This is a genomic window from Bradyrhizobium sp. CCBAU 051011, from assembly GCF_009930815.1.
In the GTDB taxonomy this organism is placed as follows: Bacteria; Pseudomonadota; Alphaproteobacteria; order Rhizobiales; family Xanthobacteraceae; genus Bradyrhizobium.
Map to the genome: position 1 here is coordinate 1464294 of NZ_CP022222.1, position 18629 is coordinate 1482922.

The window sequence follows — 18629 nt, forward strand, 5'->3', positions numbered from 1 at the left end:
CCAAAGACAAAGCAGCGGGAGGAATAAAGATGGGCAATCCGCTCTATGCGTTTCCGGCGGCGTGCGAGCAAACTTTGCGGGCGCTGGCGCGCTACCCCGAGCGGACCGCGTTCGCCTGGCCGGGCGGATCGATGACCTATCGCGGCGCGACCGGCATGATCGGGCGCATGCAGGCCGTGTTCATGCAGCTAGGCTTTGCGCCGGGCACCCGCGTCGCCTTTCTCACCGCCAACCGCGCCGACATCTGGTGCGCCGGCTGCGCCGCGCAGTTGTCGCGATTCGCAATCACCTGGCTGCATCCGCTGGGCTCGCTGGACGACCAGCTGTTTCAACTGGAAGATTCCGAGGCGCAGATGCTGGTGGTGGATGGCATAACGTTCCGCGATCGCGGCGGCGAGCTCGCCGCCAGGGCGTCGGGCCTGAAGACCGTCTTCACGCTCGGCCCTGCAAGCTATGGCACCGACCTCTTGCAGGCGATCGAGGCCGCCGGCAGCGCCACGGCGCAGAGTTTTGCCCGTACCGACGATATCGCGACCCTCAACTATACCGGCGGCACCACCGGCAAATCCAAGGGCGCGCTGCGCTATCATCGCGAGTACGGCGGTTGGGCCAATGCGATCCTCGCCGATTTCGAAATCCCTGATACTCCGCGCTATCTCACTGTCGCGCCGATCAGCCACGTCGCGGGCACAAAGGTGCTACCGACGCTGATGCGCGGTGGCACTGTGCACATGCTGAAAGGCTTCGATCCCGAGGCGGTGTTCAAGACCATCGAGCGCGAGAAGATCAATTTCACGCTGTTCGTGCCGACGATGATCTACGTCATGCTGGATCATCCCGCGCTCGACAGGACCGACCTCTCCTCGCTCGAACTGCTGCTGTATGGCGCGTCTGCGATGTCGCCGAGCCGGCTGGTCGAGGGCATCGAGCGGATCGGGCCGGTGTTCTCGCAGCTCTACGGCCAGACCGAATGCTATCCGGTGTCGGTGCTGCGCAGAAAAGACCACGATCCCAGGACGCCGGAGTTATTCCTGTCCTGCGGATTCCCGATCGCAGCGTGCCAGGTGAAGATCCTCGACCATGACGATCAGGAAGTCCCCACCGGCGAAGCCGGCGAGATCTGCGTGCGCGGCACGCATGTGATGGCCGAATATTGGAAGCGGCCGGAGACGACCGCGGAAACGCTGAAGAACGGCTGGTTGCACACCGGCGATATCGCGCGCGTCGATGAACGCGGCTACATGTTCATCCTCGACCGCAAGAAGGACATGATCGTCTCCGGCGGCTTCAACATCTTTCCGCGCGAAGTCGAGGATGTGCTGTCGCAGCACGCCGACGTCGCCATGGTCGCCGTCGTCGGCGTGCCGGACGACAAATGGGGCGAGGCCGTCACCGCCGTGATCGTCGCCCGCGAGGGCACGCGGCCGAATGCGGACGAGTTGATCAACCTCGTCAAGGCGAAGAAAGGCCCGGCGCACGCGCCCAAACACATCAAGTTCGTTAGCGAGCTGCCGATGACCGGCGTCGGCAAGGTCGACAAGAAGGTGCTGAAGGCCAGCTTCTGGACCGGCCGCGAGCGGATAGTGGGATAGCGGTCGCTCAGCGAAGCGATCGTGTCCCGGACGCGGTGCAGCGTTCTTCACGCTGCTCCGCAGAGCCGGGACCTATAGTTGCAGCGTACCGTGGTGCTGGGCCCCGGATCACCGGCGCACCACGTCGCGTTGACGTTCAGCCGGCCATGCGCCTTTCAGCAATCGCTTTCGACTTGTCGAAATTGTTTGGCACTTCGATGTCGACTTCCAGCGTCGAGACGGTCTTGCCCCGCTCCAGCTTGACGAGCACCTTGTCCGGATCGAGCGCCACGTGCTTCGACACGACGGCGAGAATTTCCTCACGCAGCGTAACCAGAAGGTCCGACTGGCCGAGCAGCCCTCGTTCGTGCGCCAGCAAGATCTGCAACCGCTCCCGCGCAACCGGGGCAGTTGCTTCGCGGCCGCCGAACAGCCGCAGCAGCCTCATGCTCATGCAGCCCTCCGTCCCAGCAGCCGATCCATGAAGCCCTTGCGTTCGACGGGCACGACCATGGCGACCTGCTCGCCCATCAGGCGGCGTGAGGCATCGATATAGGCGCGGGCCGGCGCGCTGTCCGCGTTGTTGAGCGTCACCGGTGTGCCGACGTTGGACGCCTTCAGGACGTCCTGGCTCTCGGGGATGATGCCGAGCAAGGGCGTCGCAAGGATTTCCAGGATGTCGTCGATATTGAGCATCTCGCCGCGCGCGGCGCGCGCCGGGTCATAGCGGGTGATCAGCACGTGCTTCTCCACCCGCTCGCCGCGCTCCGCCCTCACCGTTTTCGAATCGAGCATGCCGATGATGCGGTCGGAATCGCGCACCGAGGAAACCTCGGGATTGGTGACGATGACGGCTTCGTCGGCATAGCGCATGGCGAGCGTCGCGCCGCGCTCGATGCCGGCCGGGCTGTCGCACAGGATCCAGTCGAACCGGCTCTTGAGCTCTCCGATGACGCGGCCGACGCCCTCGTCGGTCAGCGCGTCCTTGTCGCGGGTCTGGGAAGCCGGCAGCAGCCAGAGATTTTCCAGCCGCTTGTCGCGGATCAAGGCCTGCGGCAGCTTGGCAACGCCCTGCACCACGTTGATGAGGTCGAACACCACGCGGCGCTCGGCGCCCATCACCAGATCGAGGTTGCGCAGGCCGACGTCGAAATCCACCACCACGACGCTTTGTCCGCCTTGCGCAAGCGCCGCGCCGAGCGCGGCGGTCGAGGTGGTTTTTCCAACGCCTCCCTTGCCTGAGGTAACGACCAGGACCTTGGCCATACTTGATCTCCTTAGAGCCGGTTAATTCAGCGGGGTAATTTTCATGGTGTCGCCTTCCAGCCAGGCCTGCGCCGGGCGGTTGCGAAGCGAGTCGTCGATTTCTTCTGCAGTCTGGTAGTAGCCGTCGATGGCCAGCAGCTCGGCTTCGATCCTCTGGCAGTAGATCCGCGCGTTGGAATTGCCGTTGACGCCCGCCATCGCGCGACCGCGGAGCGTACCGTAGACGTGGATCGATCCGCCGGCGACGATCTCGGCGCCCGACCCGACCGAACCCAACACCGTTACGTCGCCCTCCATGAAGACAATGGACTGGCCGGAGCGCACCGGGGTTTCGAGCAAGAGCGAGGTCGGCTTCGGCTTCTCGGGCTCCGACTTCTGCGCCGGCTCGTTTCGCGTGATCACGCAGGCGCGGCCGCCGGTCAGCAAGGGCGGCATGTTCGCTGCCAGCCGCTCTTCCTCCACGCCCTCGATGCCGAGAACACGGATGTTGCGCTCGCCGAGGCTGCCGAGCAGATGGCCGATGGCGGCGCTACTGAGATCGACGGCGGAGAGATCGAGCACGATCGGCTTGCCGACGAAGTAGCCGGGCGAGCGCGCCAGCGTGGCGTCGATCTCGGCGAGCCATTCCACGATCGGCACGACGGGGCTGAATACGAAAGCGACATACGAACGGCCGCGCAGCCGGACCAGTTGACGCGTGGTATCCGCTCGGACGTCCATGTGTTCGACTCGCCTTTCTTAGTGAATGGTTAAGAATGCGGCGAACTTGGTTAACGAGTAATTAATGCGAAAACCCGCGCTGCGCGCAGAAAACGGCGAAACGATCGACGAATCCGGCGCATTTGTGGCCGGTTCTTGCTTCCGGACACGCGGGGCCGATGCCAAAAGCCTTTGAAAACAGGGGTCCTGTGAGTTGTAGTTAACGGGAGCTCAACTTACTTTCGTCACGTTTCCGACCTAAATTAGTCCTCGCGCGGTTCCAACAAACTTAAACAAACTTACGTGTGGTGGCGGAATCTTGGTATCCGGCAGTTCCATTCCGTCGGGCAGACGGACATTTGCCGGCAGGGGACGAGGCTGTGGAAGCCGTGAGCAGGGTGTGGCCGCGAGACGTGATCTCGCAGACAAGTGGCGTCGAACAGAAGGACGACGCCTCGCACCCTGATTCCGATCTTCCAACCGAGCTCGGGAGCGGACAGGAAGCGGGCGTGGATGATCCCGCGCGCCTCTTCCGTGACCTGGAACTCCTGTCCGACACGTCCAACGCCGTTTCGCCGGGGGACAATCCGCCGGGTCACCCGCCAAGCGTCATGAGGAGTGAGCGTATGAGTAGTGTGAGTGAGCAGGACCACATCAATCCCCGCGATCCCCTGTACTACGCACCGCGCTCGCTACGTGAGCGGTCGGCGGCGCGCGCGGCAAACCCCGATACACCGTTCTCTCCGGCGTCGTTCGATACCCAGCTCGAGAGCGCCGTATCCGATGCGCTGCGCCACCCCCTCGATCCCGAGATCATGCGCGAACCCGGCCTTGAATCGAAGAAGGCATTGTGGAGCGTTGCGGCACGCTTCGCTGGCGCCATCGGCGTCGCAGCGCTCGTGGCGCTGTTCTTCGTCGGCGCCGTGCCGGGATCGCGGCAAAGCGACGGTGAGCCGTCGACGTCCACCGGCATCGTACAGTCGATCAAGGCTGCCCTGTTCCAGTCAGGCGAGACCTCGCCAAAACCTGCGATCAGCGAATTCCAGGCCCTTCTAGCCTCCACGCCGCCGAGCGCTCCGGCATCGTCGGATCAGCCGCAATTGCTCAAGCAGTTCATGCAGTGGCGTGAACAGCCGGACCAGGCCACGCCACAACGCACCACCCCATGATCCAGACGGCGGGCCGATAATGCCCGGCTTTCTGTGATCTTGTTCTCAAGGAGTTTGCCATGACCTCGCATCGGATCACTTTATTGGTCGGTGCCGTGCTCCTCGGCATCGCAGGCAGCGCCCAGGCAGCCGGCGAAATCGCGATCGTGCGCGATCTTGCAGGCCGCGTCGGCCCCGTGATCGGCTCGGCCCAGGCCTGCCGCGACATTGCGCGTCCCCGCATCCAGACCATCGTCGACAAGTTTTCGCAGGTGATCCGGGAGGCCTCGTCGAACGAGGCCGAGCGTTCCGATCTCACCCAGGTGTTCGATCGCAGCGTCGCCGACGGCCGCACCGCCGTTACCTCGGGCAAGATCGATTGCGTCCGGGCCGACCGTCAGCTCGCCGATCTCGAGCGCTCGATCTCGGGACCGAGCCTCTCCAGCGTCATCGGCCCCTCGCCTGCCGCGGCGGCAACGGCTGCGAATGCGGCGACCGCGCCGACCGCCAACGTGCCGGCCGGGCCGCTGCCGCGCGGCATCGGCGAAAAGGAAATTCGCTTCGGCATCGCAGCCCCCTTCTCCGGCTCGGCCCGCGAGCTGGGACGTCAGATGAAGCTCGGCATCGAAACCGCCTTCAACCGGATCAACGATGCCGGCGGCGTCGACGGGCGGATGCTCAAACTGTTTGCCGCAGACGACGGCTACGAGCCCTCGCGCACTGCCGAGGCCATGAAGCAGCTTTATGAAAAGGACCAGGTGTTTGGCATCGTCGGCAATGTCGGCACGCCGACCGCCGCGGTCGCGATTCCCTACGCGCTCGAACGCCGGATGCTGTTCTTCGGGGCGTTCACCGGCGCCAACATCCTGCGCAACGATCCGCCGGATCGCTACGTCTTCAACTATCGCGCCAGCTACGTTCAGGAAACCGACGCTGTCGTTCGCTACCTCGTCAAGATCCGCCGGCTGCAGCCGCGGCAGATCGCAGTGTTTGCGCAGCAGGATTCCTACGGCGATGCCGGATTTCAGGGGGTCGCCAAGGCGTTCCGCGCGATGGGGGCAAACGACGGCGCCATCCTGCGGCTCAACTATGCGCGGAACACCGTCGACGTGGACGAGGCGATCAACCAGTTGAAGGTTGCGAAGCCGCCGATCAAGGCCGTCGTCATGGTCGCCACCTATCGGGCCGCGGCGCGGTTCATCGAGAAGACGCGCGATGTCTATCCCGGCTTGATCTACTCCAACGTCTCGTTCGTCGGTTCCACCGCGCTGGCCGAAGAACTGAAGCTGTTGGGACCGCGCTACACCAACGGCGTGATCGTGACGCAGGTGGTGCCGGCGGTGTCGGGCTATTCGTCAGCCGTGCTCGAATACAAGAACGCGCTCGCCAAATATTTCCCCGGCGAAGCGCCCGACTACGTTTCGTTCGAGGGCTATGTCGCCGCCAACGTCCTGATCGCGGGCATTAAGCGAACCGGCCCGCAGCTCGATACGGAGAAGCTGATCGACACGTTGGAGACCATGCGCAATCTCGACCTCGGTCTCGGGACCCAGCTGAGCTTCGGCCGCTCCGAGCACCAGGCCTCGAACAAGGTGTGGGGTACGGCCCTCGACGAAAGCGGACGTTACCAGCCGCTCGACCTCGAATGATCAAGACACGAGCCTCGGTGTACAACTCGGCTTCGGCCGCTCCGATCACACGGCCTCGCACAAGATCTGGGGCACGGCGCTCGACGAGAGCGGTCGTTTTCAGCCGGTCGATCTTGAATAGCCAAGTTCGCCCGCGATCGAAAAGGTAGCGGTACGCAGGGTCAGCGCCTTTCGATGACGAGGCTCTGGATGGCGCGGCCGAAATAGCCGCGCGCGTCGGCGAGCCGCGCCATTGCGAGCCCCGCGCCATCGGGGCCGATCCAGGATTCGGCATCGAGCAGTATCCAGTCCCCCTCCGGCTCCCGCGAAAAATTCACCGTCAGGTCGGCATTGAGAAAGGTCCACGCGCGAAAATCCAACACGGCCGAGGTGCCGTTGCAAAAATCCGCCGCCGCCATCGCCCGCATCGCCTGCGATACCGGCGAGCCCTCCACGATCGGCCGATCGACGCGGTACCAGATCGCGCCTGGGCCCGGCGCGCCGAACCGGCCGCGGGCAGCGCGCAGCGACATGCCGGTCACGAAGGGCGAAGAAGAAAAATCCGCAGGCTCGACGCGCGATTGATCCGGCCCTGGCAGTTCGATCGGCTCGATCGCGGCCTCTGGCGGGAAAGCATGAGTCTGCACCTTGATCTTCAGCACGGTCGCGCCAACCACGATCACGCCATTAGCCAACAGCCTGACGGCGCAGAGCTGAATCTTGCGCCCCTCGCGCAGCACTTCGGTCTCGATGGTCAGCGCCGCCACAGGCACGGGGCGCATCAGGTCGACGGTCACGCGCGCGATACGCATGGCGACCGGCGTCGGAATCCGCTCGGCCGCCCACACCACCAGCGCCGCCGGCGGCGAGCCGTGCTGCATGCTCGGGTCCCATGGCCCTGCGGCAAAAGGGCTGGTGACGACGTCGTTGCCGTCAACGCGAAAGATGGCATCCATTGCGTGAGAGGTCCTGTCGATCAAGGGAACAGCTTCTGCCTGCTTCGTCGGAACGAGTCGAGGCTGCAGCGGGCAGGACGGTGTGCATCATCTGTGGGAGGTGAAGAGCAAGACAGCGAGTCAAATGAACGCCATGCCGCCATTGAGGACGATGGTCTGTCCGGTCATGTAGCTGTTGCCGAGCACCATCGCGACGGCTTGTGCCACTTCGTCGGCCTGCCCCATGCGCCCGAGCGGGATGTTGCGCGCGAGGTCGGTCCGGCCGCCCATCATATCGGTCTCGATCAGCGACGGCGCCACCGCGTTGACGGTGATGCCTTCCTTGACCAGCCGCGCCGCATAGCCGCGCGTAAGACCCTCCATGCCGGCCTTGGAGGCGTTGTAGTGCACACCTATGGCGCCGGCGCCGCGCGCCGCACCTGACGAGATGTTGACGATGCGGCCCCATTTGCGCGCCCGCATCGCCGGCAGCACGGCCTGCGTGCACAGGAAGGCGGATTTCAGATTCACCGTGATGGTGCGGTCGAAATCATCTTCGGTGAGGTCGTCGACGCCACGCACCATCGCGACGCCCGCATTGTTGACGAGAATGTCGATCGGGCGGAGCGCGGAAGTGATCTGCTCGACCATGCCGGCAACGGCCGCCGCCTGCGAGACGTCAGCCGCAACGGCGATAGCGCGGCCGCCGCTTGCCTTGATGTCAGCAACGACCGCATCGGCATCAGCGGCGCGCTCGCGGTAATTGACCGCAACCGCGGCGCCGGCTTGCGCAAGCGTCCGTGCAATCGCCGCGCCGATGCCGCGGGATGCGCCCGTCACCAGCGCGACATGCGCGCTGAGATCCTGTTTGGCTGTCATCGCTTTCTCCGTCGTGTTCACGACAGGGCGCGCGCCCGCAAGACGCGTTACAGCGCGGGATCGACCGCCTCGTCATATTCCTTCTTGAAGCGCGCGATCAGTTCGGCCGCCGGCACCACCTTGCCGATGCCGCCGATACCCTGGCCCGAGCCCCAAATCTCCTTCCATGCCTTCGGCTTGGTGCGCTCGCCGGAGGCGTCGGTGCCGAAGCTCATCTTGGAGGGATCGGAGGTCGGCAGATCGTCGGGATTGAGACCGGCCTTGACGATCGACGGCTTGAGGTAGTTGCCGTGTACGCCGGTGAACAGGTTCGAATAGACGATATCTTCCGCCGACGAGGACGTAATCATCTCCTTGTAGGCCTCGACCGCGTTGGCTTCCTGGGTCGCGATGAAGGCGGAGCCGATATAGGCGAAGTCGGCGCCGAGAATACGCGCTGCGCGGATGGCGCGGCCATTGGCGATCGCGCCCGACAGCGCGATCGGTCCGTCGAACCAGAAGCGCGTCTCCTCGACGAAGGCGAGCGGCGAGATCGTGCCGGCATGGCCGCCGGCGCCGGCGGCCACCAGGACCAGGCCGTCGGCGCCCTTCTCGACCGCCTTGTGCGCGAATTTCTGGTTGATCACGTCGTGGAAGACGATGCCGCCCCAATTGTGCGCGGCCTTGTTGAGCTCCTCGCGCGCGCCGAGCGAGGTGATCAGCATCGGCACCTTGTACTTCTCGCAGGCCGCAAGGTCGTGATCGAGCCGGTTGTTGGATTTGTGAACGATCTGGTTCACCGCGAACGGCGCCGAGGGCCGCTCCGGATGCGCCTTGTCGTACGCCGCGAGTTCTTCCGTGATCCGCGCCAGCCACTCGTCGAGCAGAGAGGCGGGGCGCGCATTCAGCGCCGGAAACGATCCGACGACGCCGGCCTTGCACTGGGCGATCACGAGATCGGGCACGGAGATGATGAACAGCGGCGACCCGATCACGGGTATCGACAGGCGGCCCTTGAACAGCGCGGGCATGGACATACGAAGCGATCCTTCAGGTTCATTCGAGCGGGTGAGGCATCGCCGTAGAGATGCCGGGCATCATACCAACAAGGCAATCTTTCCAGTGTCAAGTATTGCGTTTTCGCGCTGCCGCATTGAGTTTTATGCAACCCGGTCTTCCCGCGCTAACGTCTTGTTTGCTCACGATCTTCTTTCCCGCGTCATGAGCCAAGCGGGGCTTTCGGGATCGTAGGCTACTGGCACAGCGCCCGCGTCACGTAATTTTCGGTCTTGCAGTCGCCGGCCTGGCGTTTGTAGCCCGGCAGGTACACTTTCGGCGAGCATTTCTCGGCGGCATCGGTGTCGAGACTCTTGCCTTCCTTGTAGCCCTTGCTCTGGCACAGCCGGTCGGCGCCAGCCTTGCAGTCCGGCGCGCCGTTGGCTGCCACCAGACACGCCGCCCGCCCGCTCACCATGATCGAGGGCCTGGCCAAGTTCGAAAGGCTGTCGCCGGCACCTTTGTTGCCCGCGTCGTCCATGGTTTCGCCCGGGCTCCTCAGCGGCGGCAGCAGCGATTTGGATTTCTCGAACAGTTTTCCGATTTCGTTGATCAGGCCCGGGTTTTCGTCGCGCGGGGACGGCGGCGGCTCGATCTGCTGCGGCTCGGGCCGGGCCGGCACCGATTGCTGGGCGGGCGATTGCAGGCCGAGCGAGGGCTGTGGAGTGCCCTGCGGCCAGCCGGCTTCGGGAGCGATCGTCAGCATGGGTGCAACGAGGCCCGCGGTCGCCAGTTGCGTCCCGCATAACCTGATCAAACGGCCGATTGAACCGGGCATAGGACCGAACGTAACCTGAAGCCGGGATGCCGGCAAAGCACTAGACCAGCTTGAAGGCGATGTAGAAGCCGAGCACCAGGACGACGGCGCCGATGGCCACCCACGTGCCGAGGCGCTTTTCCAGCTCCGCCCGAATCAGGTCGCCATAGCGGTTGAGCAGGACTGCGACCACGAAGAACCGCCCGCCGCGCGCCACGATCGAGCACAGGATGAACAGCCAGATGTTGTAGCCGGCAAATCCCGAGGTGATGGTCACGAGCTTGTAGGGGATCGGCGTCAGCCCCTTCAGCAGGATGATCACCGCGCCCCATTCGGCATAGGACGCGCGGAAGGTTTCGACCTTGTCGCTGAGACCGTAGACGGTGATCAGCCAGTGCCCGACCGAATCGTAGAGCAGCGCGCCGATCGCGTATCCAACCACGCCGCCGGCGACGGACGCGATCGTGCAAACGGTCGCGAACCACCAAGCCTTCTTCGGCCTGGCCAGCGACATCGGCAGCAGCATGATGTCGGGCGGGATCGGGAAGAACGAGCTTTCCGCAAAGGATACGGCCGCCATGATCCAGAGCGCATAGGGCTTGTCGGCGGCGTCGATGCACCAGTCGTAGGTCCGTTTCAGCATGCGCGCATGAACCATCCTGCGGCGGATTTGTCCATGCCGGAATAATAGGGATTTCGAGCGGAATTAATGCCGTTTACGGAGCCCGCGGCCTTCCAACGCGACAATTCGCCGCCGGACCGCGGGGGACGCCGTCGCTTTGGGCAGTGTCTCGTTGGGCAGTGTCTTGGGCAACGGCTTAGGCGACGCCTTGCCGACCACTGCGTTGCCCGCAACGGCCTTGGGCATTTTTGCCTTCGGCAGCTTCTCGGCGATGCCAAGCAGATCCTCGCGCCGCTCCATTTCGCTCCAGACGTCCTCGGGCTTCACACCGGCCGATGCCCAGAGAACGGTGAGGTTGTAGAGCAGATCTGCGCTCTCCCGGATCACCGCGTCGGTCTTGCCGTTGACGGCGTCGATCACGACTTCAATGGCTTCCTCGGCGAGCTTCTTGGCCATCTTGGAGGGGCCGCGCTGAAACAGCCGGGCCGTGCGCGACGTTGCCGGATCGAGGTCCCGGGCCGCGATGACAGCCTGATAAAGCCGCTCCAGCGAATCACTCATTCTTCGAACCTAATGCAATACCGTGGCCGGCGTGTTAACGGCCGGGCCTACAACCACAAAAAAATCCACCGGCTGTCCGGCCGGTGGATTCATCTTTAACGGTCGGTGGAAGTCGCGGTTTACCAACCGCCATAATAGGGGCCGCCGCCGTAGTAGCGGGGCCCGTAATAATGCGGGTTACCGTAATAGACCGGGCCACCGCCATAGTAGCCGTAGTTGTCATAGTAGTAGTTGCGGCGGTTCTGGGTGGCCGCGATCGCAAGCCCGGTGCCGACGATGCCGGCGAACGCCGCCGCTGCCGCAGCTCCGCCGCCGCCACCGCGATAATACCTGCGGCGTGCACTGATGTCGGTCGCGTCGCTGGTCCCGGTCGAGGCCGTGACGCCCTTGCTCGATGGCGCCGAGCCGGCGAACGTCGTGGTCGGCGCGACTGCCGTCAACGCCACCGCTACAACCGTCGCTACCGCGCCGGCGCGGCCGATCGATGAAAACACACCTTTTCGCGCAAACATCTCAACATCCTCCGTGGGAGCTGTGGCCTGACAGGCCCTCGATAGCTAACCCACTGGTGCATATTAGGTTCCCCAACCCGAACGGCAGCTGAACGATCTCGGGCAAAATCATGGCAGTCATCGACCGTTCAGGTTAGATGCTGCACACTGGTTCGCCCAAGGGCGATTCATGCCGTGAGCGATGTCATCAAACAGACATCGCCGGCGCGGCAACTTGTCCCACCTCGTGCTGATGTAATCTCGATGCGTGCGATCAGGACCAACGCCATCCGCTCTCGTCTGAGCGTTCTCCTGGCTTACCTTGCCGGCCTGTGCGCCGTCGTGGGGTTTGCGGCGAACAGCGCCCGCGCCGCGGACGAACCCCGGCCCCCGCTCCAGATCCAGTTCTCGCTCGACCGGCCGATCGATGCCGCGGCGGCGCCGTTCGTGATGGCGGCCAATGGCGGCCTGTTCAGCGCCGAGGCACTTGCGGTCACGACCAATATTGCCAGCGGATCATCGGACGCGATCGCGCGCGTCGCGGCAGGCACCAGCGATTTCGCGATGGTCGACATCAACGCATTGATGCGGTTTCGCGACAAGGACAAGCAGGGCGGCCCCCGGATCAAGGCGGTGTTCGCGCTGTTCAACAAGGCGCCCTATGCCATCATCGCCCGCAAGAGCCGCGGCGTCCGCATGCTGTCGGACATCGACGGCAAGACCCTCGGCGTCGCCGAAGGCGACCTGTCCGTCCGGTTGTGGCCGGCGGTGGCACAACAGAACGGCATCAAGCTCAAGCACGTGAAGCAGAGCAGCATCAGCGCCGCGGTGCGCGAGCCGATGCTGTCGGCGGGCCAGATCGATGCCGTGACCGGGTTCTCCTACCTGTCGGCGATCAATCTGAAAGACCGCGGCGTGCCGGCCGACGATCTGGCGGTGCTGAAATTCGCCGACTATGGCTGCGAGGCCTATGGCTTCGCCATTATCGTCAATCCGGCCCTGGCGGCCGCCAAGCCCGAGGCGGTGAAAGGCTTCGTGCGAGCTGTGATCGGCGGCCTGAATCTCACGGTCAAGGACCCCGCAGCCGCCGCGACGGAGGTCGCCAACCGCATGGACGGCGGCGCGAAGGACCTTGAGCTCGAGCGCCTGCAAACCATTCTGCGCGACAACATCCTGACCAGCGAAGTGAAACGCAACGGCATCGGCGCGATCGATCCGGCGCGCTTCGAACGCGCGATCGATCAGGTCGCGGAGGATTTCAAGTTTCAGAAGCGGCCGCAGGCGTCGGATATCTTCGACGACCAGTTCCTGCCGCCGCTCAACGGGCGGCTGATTAATTGAATAAAACTGGTCCGTCATGGTGAGGAGGCGCAAAGCGTCTCCGGACGACGCCGCGCATCGCCGGGCGAACCATAAGGCCCCAACAGCACCCGCGGCCCATCCTTCGAGACACCGCTTCGCGGCTTCTCAGGATGAGGCTGGTGGGCGTGTGTCCGCAGCGACCGGAACAAAATTCATCCCGCTCTGGTTCTCTACCGCGATCCCTGATTAGTATAGTGGCCGCTGATCGCTTCCATTGAGTCTTTCCCCTGATGTCCGTGCTACGCCTTTACACCCGCGTCCTCGAGCTGCTCGGCAAGGAGGCGCGGCTGGGCTGGATTCTCGCCGTCGCCAACCTGCTACTGGCAGGCGCGCAATTCGCCGAGCCGGTGCTGTTCGGCAAGATCGTCGACGTGCTTTCGGGCAAGCCGCAGACCGGGCCGCTGGCAACGAATTCGGCATGGCCGCTGCTGGCGGCGTGGGTGGCGTTCGGCCTGTTCACCATCGCGTGCAGCGCCCTGGTCGCGCTCCATGCCGACAAGCTGGCGCACCGGCAGCGCCAGGCGGTGCTGACCGATTATTTCGAGCACATCATGCAACTGCCGCTGACCTTCCACACCGGCACCCATTCCGGCCGGCTGATGAAGGTGATGCTGAACGGCACCGACGCGCTGTGGCGGCTCTGGCTCGGATTCTTCCGCGAGCATTTTGCGGCGATCCTGTCGCTGGTGGTGCTGCTGCCGCTCGCGCTCTACATCAACTGGCGGCTGGCGATCCTGCTGTTCGTGCTGTGCGTCGTATTCACCGTGCTGACCACGCTGGTGGTGCGCAAGACTTACGGCATGCAGAGCGAGGTCGAGGCGCAGTACAGCGATCTATCCGCGCGCGCGTCCGACGCGCTCGGCAACGTCGCGCTGGTGCAGAGCTTTGTGCGGATCGATGCCGAAGTGCAGGGCCTGCGCTTCGTCGCCGACAAACTGCTCGCCGCACAGATGCCGGTATTGGGCTGGTGGGCGCTGGTCACCGTCATCACCCGCGCTTCCACCACCATCACCGTGCTCGCGATCTTTACCGTCGGTATCTACCTGCACGCGCAGGGACAGACGACGGTCGGCGAGATCGTGATGTTCGTGAGCTTTGCGACGATGCTGATCCAGAAGCTCGAACAGGTGGTGAGCTTCATCAACAGCGTGTTCATGGAGGCGCCACGCCTGCAGGAATTCTTCGACGTGCTGGACGCAGTGCCGGCGGTGCGCGACCGGCCCGGCGCTGTCGATACCGGACGACTCTCCGGCCTCGTCGAATTCCACGACGTCTCGTTTTCCTACGACGGCAAGCGGCCCGCGGTCGAAGACGTTTCGTTCACGGCACTGCCCGGCCAGACCATCGCGCTGGTCGGCTCGACCGGCGCCGGCAAATCGACCGCGATCGCGCTTCTGCATCGCGCCTTCGATCCGCAATCCGGCATCATCAAGATCGACGGCATGGATGTCCGCGCCCTGAAACTGACCGCGCTGCGGCGGAACATCGGCGTGGTGTTCCAGGAGGCGCTGCTGTTCAACCGCTCGCTCGCCGACAATCTGCTCGTCGGCAAGCCCGATGCGACCGAGGAGGAAATGCGCCTCGCCGCAACCCGCGCGCAGGCCCTCGACTTCATCGAGCGCAGCGAAAAGAAGTTCGACACTCATGCCGGCGAGCGCGGCCGCATGCTGTCCGGCGGCGAGCGCCAGCGCCTGTCGATCGCCCGCGCGCTGTTGAAGGACCCGCCGATCCTGATCCTGGATGAGGCCACCAGCGCGCTCGACGCCGTGACCGAGGCCAAGGTCAACGCTGCCCTCGACGAGGTGATGAAGGGCCGCACCACCTTCGTGATTGCGCACCGGCTTTCGACCATCCGCAATGCCACCAGGATCCTGATGTTCGACAATGGCCGGGTGATCGAAAGCGGAACTTTCGACGAACTGGTGGCCAAGGGCGGTCGTTTTGCGGAACTCGCAAGGGCCCAGTTCATGGTGCAGGAGAGTGCCCGCGCCGGAATCGAGGTCAAATAAGACTGGGGTGAGCCAGGAACCTGCGTGAGCGCCGTCACGGTCAAATACCGCCGAATTTGCCACGATTTCGTCCACGATTTAATTGCCCGGCCCCTGTTCTGAATAGCCAAGCCGGTATAGGTTTGCTTCGCCGCAGAGCAACGGCGCCGGACACGCTTGAAACCCGAACACTAGATCTCAAGGACCTCCTTTTCGAAGGCGGGTCTCAAAGGACCGGAACGGAAAAGTGCATTTTCTTCGCCCGCTGCTTTGCAGCCCGTCGCTCACCTGGATTCTTGTTGCGGCGGCGTTCGCCGTCGTGACGCCGCGCGCCGCGCACGCCGAAGCGCTGCTGGTCGTCGAGGCCGACACCGGCAAGGTGCTGCAGGCTGACAACGCGACGATGCCCTGGTATCCGGCTTCCGTCACCAAGATCATGACCGCCTACGTCACGCTGAAGGCGGTGAAGGAAGGACGCCTCTCGCTCGACACGCTGCTCACGGTGTCGCCGGTCGCCGCCTCGCAGTCGCCTTCCAAGATGGGTTTTCCTGCGGGCACCCAGGTCACCGTCGACAACGCGCTGAAGATGATGATGGTGAAGTCGGCCAACGACATGGCCGTGGTGCTCGCCGAGGGCGTCGGCGGGTCGGTCGACGGTTTCTCTGGTATGATGAACCAGACCGCCCAAAGGCTCGGCATGACGCAGACGAGCTACGTCAACCCGAACGGGCTGCCGGCAGACGGACAGGTCACGTCGGCGCGCGATCTTGCGATGCTGGCGCGCGCCGTTATCCGCGACCTGCCCGAATACGAATACTTTATGCATATCCCCTCGATCCGTTACGGCCGCAGGGTGACGCAGAATTTCAACAAGCTGATCGGACGCTATCCCGGCGCCGACGGTTTCAAGACCGGCTTCATCTGCGCTTCCGGCTACAATCTGGTCGCCTCCGCGACGCGCAATGGCAAGCGGCTGATCGCGGTGGTGCTCGGCTCCTCTTCGGGACACCAGCGGGCGGTGCGCGCGGCGCAATTGCTGGAGCGCGGCTTCGGCGGCGGGCTTGGCTGGCTGAAGCCCGCGCTCGGCACCGTCGACAATCTGGTCCCCGTCGATGCGACGCCGCCGAACCTGCGCGAGGAGATGTGCAACGGCAAGCGCAAGCGGCCGGCGACCGACGAGGACGCGGACGTTGTCGCCTCCAACGGCAACGCCTCGGCCGGTGAAACGGCGGTGGCGTTCTTCACCGCCGGGCTGCAACCGCCGACGGGCAAGCCGTCCGAGTTGCTGGCGGCCGCGGCCGAGCCGTCCGAGCCCATTCCGGTCTATACCGGCCCGACCAAGACCGGCGCCGCCTTGATCGCAGCCGTTGCGGCGGAGGCCGAGAAGCAGGCGTCGTCGGCAAAGCGCGGCAAGAAATCGAAGATCGCGGCGAAGAAGCCTGACGCCGCGGCGCCAAAGGCCGAAGCCAGCGCGAAGCCGGCCGCCAAGCCTGCTGCGGTCAGGCATGCGAACGCCAAGCCGGAGGTTGCCGCCAAGCCGACCCCGGCCGCCGCATCGGCCGAAAAAAAGCCAGCCGCCAAACCCGCGGCCGCCAAGCCCGTCGCCGACAAGCCCGTAGCCGCCAAGCCTGCAGCCGTGGGGGACAAGCCGGCGCCGAAGCCGGCCAAGCCGAACGCCGCCGCTAAACCCAAGGGTGAAACCAAGCCGGCTGGTTAACGGCCTGCAAACTGGTGCAATTAGGCAGTTTTGCTGCCGTTCGGCCGAACTATTCCAGCTCACTCCAATGCGTCGATAGCGCGCAGCCGCTTGCCATCGGCGGCGGCATTCACAATACTGCCCAAAACAAGGTGCGCCCGGCCGAGAAACAGGGCGCCATAGCGTTTTCGAGCGAAGCAGCTACCGCCTCGCACGAGGAAAACGCGCCAAAACAAAGATTAGAGAGCGCGGATCTGATGCAATCAGAGCGGGCTCGGAACCAGAGGGGAAATACCATGGAGCGGATCTGGCTCAAGCAATATCCGGCCGGCGTGCCAGCCGATATCGACGTCAACCAGTACTCGTCGCTCGTTGAGCTATTGGAAGAGAGCTTCAAGAAATTCGCCGATCGCAAGGCGTTCATCTGCATGGACAAGTCGATCAGCTACCGCGACCTCGATGAGATGTCCGCAGCCCTCGGCGCCTACCTGCAGAGCAAGGGCCTGCAAAAAGGCGCCCGCGTCGCGCTGATGATGCCGAACGTGCTGCAATACCCGGTCTCGACCGCCGCCGTGCTGCGCGCCGGCTATGCTGTCGTGAACGTCAATCCGCTCTACACCCCGCGCGAGCTCGAGCATCAGCTCAAGGATTCCGGCGCCGAGGCGATCATCGTGCTGGAGAACTTTGCCACCACGGTGCAGCAGGTGATCGCGAAGACGTCTGTCAAGCACGTGATCGTCGGCAGCATGGGCGACCTGCTCGGCTTCAAGGGCGTGATCGTCAACCTCGTGGTGCGCAAGGTGAAGAAGATGGTGCCGGCCTGGTCGATCCCGGGCGCAGTGCCGTTCAACGAGGCGCTCGGCGCTGGCCGCAGCCTGAAGCTCAGCAAACCGCAGCTTAACCGCGACGACGTCGCCTTCCTGCAATATACCGGCGGCACCACCGGCGTCTCCAAGGGCGCGACGCTGCTGCACAGGAACATTCTCGCCAACGTGCTGCAGAACGACGCGTGGTTGCAGCCGGCGCTGAAGAAGCCGCCGCATGTCGAGCAGCTCTTCATCGTCTGCGCGCTGCCGCTCTATCACATCTTCGCGCTGACCGCGTGCTTCCTGCTCGCGATGCGGGCCGGCGGCGTCAACCTCCTGATCCCGAACCCGCGCGACATACCGGGCTTCATCAAGGAGCTGCAGAAGTACCAGGTCAACAGCTTCCCGGCGGTCAACACGCTCTACAACGCCCTGCTCAACGCGCCTGGCTTCGATAAGCTCGACTTCTCCAAGCTGAAAACCTCGTTCGGCGGCGGCATGGCGACACAGAAGCCGGTCGCCGAGAAATGGCTGAAGGTGACGGGCTGCGCGCTGTCCGAAGGCTACGGCCTGTCCGAGACCTCGCCGACGCTGACCTGCAACCCCGCAGACACTGACCAGTTCTCCGGTTCGATCGGCATCCCCGTGCCCTCGACCTATATCTCGATCCGCGACGATGACGGCAAGGAAGTGCCGCTCGGCGAAGCCGGCGAGATCTGCGCCAAGGGCCCGCAGGTAATGGCCGGCTACTGGAACCGGCCGGAAGAAACCGCGAATGTGATGACTGCGGACGGCTTCTTCCGCACCGGCGACATCGGCGTGATGGACGAGCGCGGCTACACCAAAATCGTCGACCGCAAGAAGGACATGATCCTGGTCTCGGGCTTCAACGTCTATCCGAACGAGATCGAGGAAGTGATCGCGAGCCATCCGGGCGTGCTGGAATGCGCCGTGATCGGCGTTGCGGATGCGAAGTCCGGCGAGGCGGTGAAGGCCTTCATCGTCAAGAAGGACCAGAACCTCTCGGCCGATGACGTCATCAAGTTCTGCACCACGCAGCTCACCGCCTACAAGGTGCCCAAGCAGATCGAGTTCAGGACCGACCTGCCGAAGACCAATGTCGGCAAGATCCTGCGCCGCGAACTTCGCGACGAGAAGAAGGCCGCGGCCTAAAGAGGGCCCGCG

The 18629-nt window shown here is 64.2% G+C and carries 17 protein-coding genes; 7 read left to right on the plus strand and 10 right to left on the minus strand.

Features of this window, described 5'->3' with window-relative positions; translation table 11 throughout:
- Nucleotides 1-29: 29 nt before the first annotated feature.
- On the plus strand, nucleotides 30-1592 hold the full coding sequence (locus tag ACH79_RS06920; RefSeq protein ID WP_161850345.1) for an AMP-binding protein: 1563 nt from the start codon (nucleotides 30-32) through the stop codon (nucleotides 1590-1592).
- Between the two features lie 136 nt (nucleotides 1593-1728).
- On the opposite strand, the gene minE is transcribed toward ACH79_RS06920, so the two are convergent.
- The 3 genes from minE to minC are packed head-to-tail and all read right to left on the minus strand — an operon-like array spanning nucleotide 1729 to nucleotide 3557.
- The gene (minE, locus tag ACH79_RS06925) at nucleotides 1729-2025 is read right to left on the minus strand and encodes a cell division topological specificity factor MinE (protein ID WP_202639186.1); all 297 of its coding nucleotides are present in this window, start codon (nucleotides 2023-2025) and stop codon (nucleotides 1729-1731) included.
- Nucleotides 2022-2837: a septum site-determining protein MinD gene (minD, locus tag ACH79_RS06930; protein ID WP_161850346.1), complete on the minus strand. Its 816-nt coding sequence runs from the start codon at nucleotides 2835-2837 to the stop codon at nucleotides 2022-2024. Before minD ends, minE begins: the two co-directional genes overlap by 4 nt.
- Nucleotides 2838-2858: 21 nt before the next feature.
- A complete protein-coding gene (gene minC / locus ACH79_RS06935) occupies nucleotides 2859-3557 on the minus strand; it encodes a septum site-determining protein MinC (RefSeq protein WP_161850347.1) in 699 nt (232 codons plus the stop codon).
- A gap of 605 nt (nucleotides 3558-4162) precedes the next feature.
- Here minC and ACH79_RS06940 point away from each other — a divergent pair.
- Together ACH79_RS06940 and ACH79_RS06945 are read left to right on the plus strand one after the other, a co-directional pair.
- Nucleotides 4163-4705 carry a hypothetical protein gene (locus tag ACH79_RS06940; RefSeq protein ID WP_161850348.1) on the plus strand — a complete coding sequence of 181 codons (543 nt, stop codon included), beginning with the start codon at nucleotides 4163-4165 and terminating at the stop codon, nucleotides 4703-4705.
- A gap of 59 nt (nucleotides 4706-4764) precedes the next feature.
- Nucleotides 4765-6333 (plus strand): ABC transporter substrate-binding protein, encoded by a 1569-nt coding sequence (locus ACH79_RS06945; RefSeq protein WP_202639187.1) that lies wholly within the window; start codon nucleotides 4765-4767, stop codon nucleotides 6331-6333.
- A gap of 161 nt (nucleotides 6334-6494) precedes the next feature.
- Here the strand turns inward: ACH79_RS06945 and ACH79_RS06950 are convergent, their stop codons facing one another.
- The 7 genes from ACH79_RS06950 to ACH79_RS06980 form a co-directional block, all read right to left on the minus strand.
- Nucleotides 6495-7268, minus strand: a complete 774-nt coding sequence (locus ACH79_RS06950; RefSeq protein ID WP_161850349.1) for a thioesterase family protein — start codon at nucleotides 7266-7268, stop codon at nucleotides 6495-6497.
- A gap of 120 nt (nucleotides 7269-7388) precedes the next feature.
- Nucleotides 7389-8126 (minus strand): SDR family NAD(P)-dependent oxidoreductase, encoded by a 738-nt coding sequence (locus ACH79_RS06955; protein WP_161850350.1) that lies wholly within the window; start codon nucleotides 8124-8126, stop codon nucleotides 7389-7391.
- Nucleotides 8127-8173: 47 nt separating this feature from the next.
- The gene (locus tag ACH79_RS06960; RefSeq protein WP_161850351.1) at nucleotides 8174-9142 is read right to left on the minus strand and encodes a nitronate monooxygenase family protein; all 969 of its coding nucleotides are present in this window, start codon (nucleotides 9140-9142) and stop codon (nucleotides 8174-8176) included.
- Between the two features lie 215 nt (nucleotides 9143-9357).
- Nucleotides 9358-9867 (minus strand): hypothetical protein, encoded by a 510-nt coding sequence (locus ACH79_RS06965; protein WP_246738460.1) that lies wholly within the window; start codon nucleotides 9865-9867, stop codon nucleotides 9358-9360.
- Between the two features lie 112 nt (nucleotides 9868-9979).
- A complete protein-coding gene (locus ACH79_RS06970; protein ID WP_161850353.1) occupies nucleotides 9980-10561 on the minus strand; it encodes a YqaA family protein in 582 nt (193 codons plus the stop codon).
- A 63-nt stretch (nucleotides 10562-10624) separates the two neighbouring features.
- Nucleotides 10625-11101, minus strand: a complete 477-nt coding sequence (gene hisE, locus ACH79_RS06975; protein ID WP_161850354.1) for a phosphoribosyl-ATP diphosphatase — start codon at nucleotides 11099-11101, stop codon at nucleotides 10625-10627.
- 119 nt (nucleotides 11102-11220) lie between these two features.
- Nucleotides 11221-11613 (minus strand): hypothetical protein, encoded by a 393-nt coding sequence (locus tag ACH79_RS06980; protein ID WP_161850355.1) that lies wholly within the window; start codon nucleotides 11611-11613, stop codon nucleotides 11221-11223.
- Between the two features lie 243 nt (nucleotides 11614-11856).
- Between ACH79_RS06980 and ACH79_RS06985 the strand changes: the two genes are divergently transcribed.
- The 4 genes from ACH79_RS06985 (at nucleotide 11857) to ACH79_RS07000 (ending at nucleotide 18617) form a co-directional block, all read left to right on the plus strand.
- Nucleotides 11857-12933: an ABC transporter substrate-binding protein gene (locus tag ACH79_RS06985; RefSeq protein ID WP_161850356.1), complete on the plus strand. Its 1077-nt coding sequence runs from the start codon at nucleotides 11857-11859 to the stop codon at nucleotides 12931-12933.
- Between the two features lie 251 nt (nucleotides 12934-13184).
- Nucleotides 13185-14963, plus strand: coding sequence for a glucan ABC transporter ATP-binding protein/ permease (locus tag ACH79_RS06990; protein ID WP_161850357.1), 1779 nt, complete (start codon nucleotides 13185-13187; stop codon nucleotides 14961-14963).
- Nucleotides 14964-15189: 226 nt separating this feature from the next.
- Entirely contained in the window at nucleotides 15190-16659 is a 1470-nt protein-coding gene (locus tag ACH79_RS06995) for a D-alanyl-D-alanine carboxypeptidase family protein (RefSeq protein WP_161850358.1), read from the plus strand.
- Between the two features lie 275 nt (nucleotides 16660-16934).
- Nucleotides 16935-18617: a long-chain fatty acid--CoA ligase gene (locus ACH79_RS07000; RefSeq protein ID WP_161850359.1), complete on the plus strand. Its 1683-nt coding sequence runs from the start codon at nucleotides 16935-16937 to the stop codon at nucleotides 18615-18617.
- The last annotated feature ends 12 nt before the right edge of the window (nucleotides 18618-18629 follow it).

Coding starts and splice junctions, on each gene's coding strand:
- ACH79_RS06920 (WP_161850345.1), top strand. CDS start 30: ATGGGCAATCCGCTCTATGCGTTTCCGGCGGCGTGCGAGCAAACTTTG.
- minE (WP_202639186.1), bottom strand. CDS start 2,025: ATGAGCATGAGGCTGCTGCGGCTGTTCGGCGGCCGCGAAGCAACTGCC.
- minD (WP_161850346.1), bottom strand. CDS start 2,837: ATGGCCAAGGTCCTGGTCGTTACCTCAGGCAAGGGAGGCGTTGGAAAA.
- minC (WP_161850347.1), bottom strand. CDS start 3,557: ATGGACGTCCGAGCGGATACCACGCGTCAACTGGTCCGGCTGCGCGGC.
- ACH79_RS06940 (WP_161850348.1), top strand. CDS start 4,163: ATGAGTAGTGTGAGTGAGCAGGACCACATCAATCCCCGCGATCCCCTG.
- ACH79_RS06945 (WP_202639187.1), top strand. CDS start 4,765: ATGACCTCGCATCGGATCACTTTATTGGTCGGTGCCGTGCTCCTCGGC.
- ACH79_RS06950 (WP_161850349.1), bottom strand. CDS start 7,268: ATGGATGCCATCTTTCGCGTTGACGGCAACGACGTCGTCACCAGCCCT.
- ACH79_RS06955 (WP_161850350.1), bottom strand. CDS start 8,126: ATGACAGCCAAACAGGATCTCAGCGCGCATGTCGCGCTGGTGACGGGC.
- ACH79_RS06960 (WP_161850351.1), bottom strand. CDS start 9,142: ATGTCCATGCCCGCGCTGTTCAAGGGCCGCCTGTCGATACCCGTGATC.
- ACH79_RS06965 (WP_246738460.1), bottom strand. CDS start 9,867: ATGCTGACGATCGCTCCCGAAGCCGGCTGGCCGCAGGGCACTCCACAG.
- ACH79_RS06970 (WP_161850353.1), bottom strand. CDS start 10,561: ATGCTGAAACGGACCTACGACTGGTGCATCGACGCCGCCGACAAGCCC.
- hisE (WP_161850354.1), bottom strand. CDS start 11,101: ATGAGTGATTCGCTGGAGCGGCTTTATCAGGCTGTCATCGCGGCCCGG.
- ACH79_RS06980 (WP_161850355.1), bottom strand. CDS start 11,613: ATGTTTGCGCGAAAAGGTGTGTTTTCATCGATCGGCCGCGCCGGCGCG.
- ACH79_RS06985 (WP_161850356.1), top strand. CDS start 11,857: ATGCGTGCGATCAGGACCAACGCCATCCGCTCTCGTCTGAGCGTTCTC.
- ACH79_RS06990 (WP_161850357.1), top strand. CDS start 13,185: ATGTCCGTGCTACGCCTTTACACCCGCGTCCTCGAGCTGCTCGGCAAG.
- ACH79_RS07000 (WP_161850359.1), top strand. CDS start 16,935: ATGGAGCGGATCTGGCTCAAGCAATATCCGGCCGGCGTGCCAGCCGAT.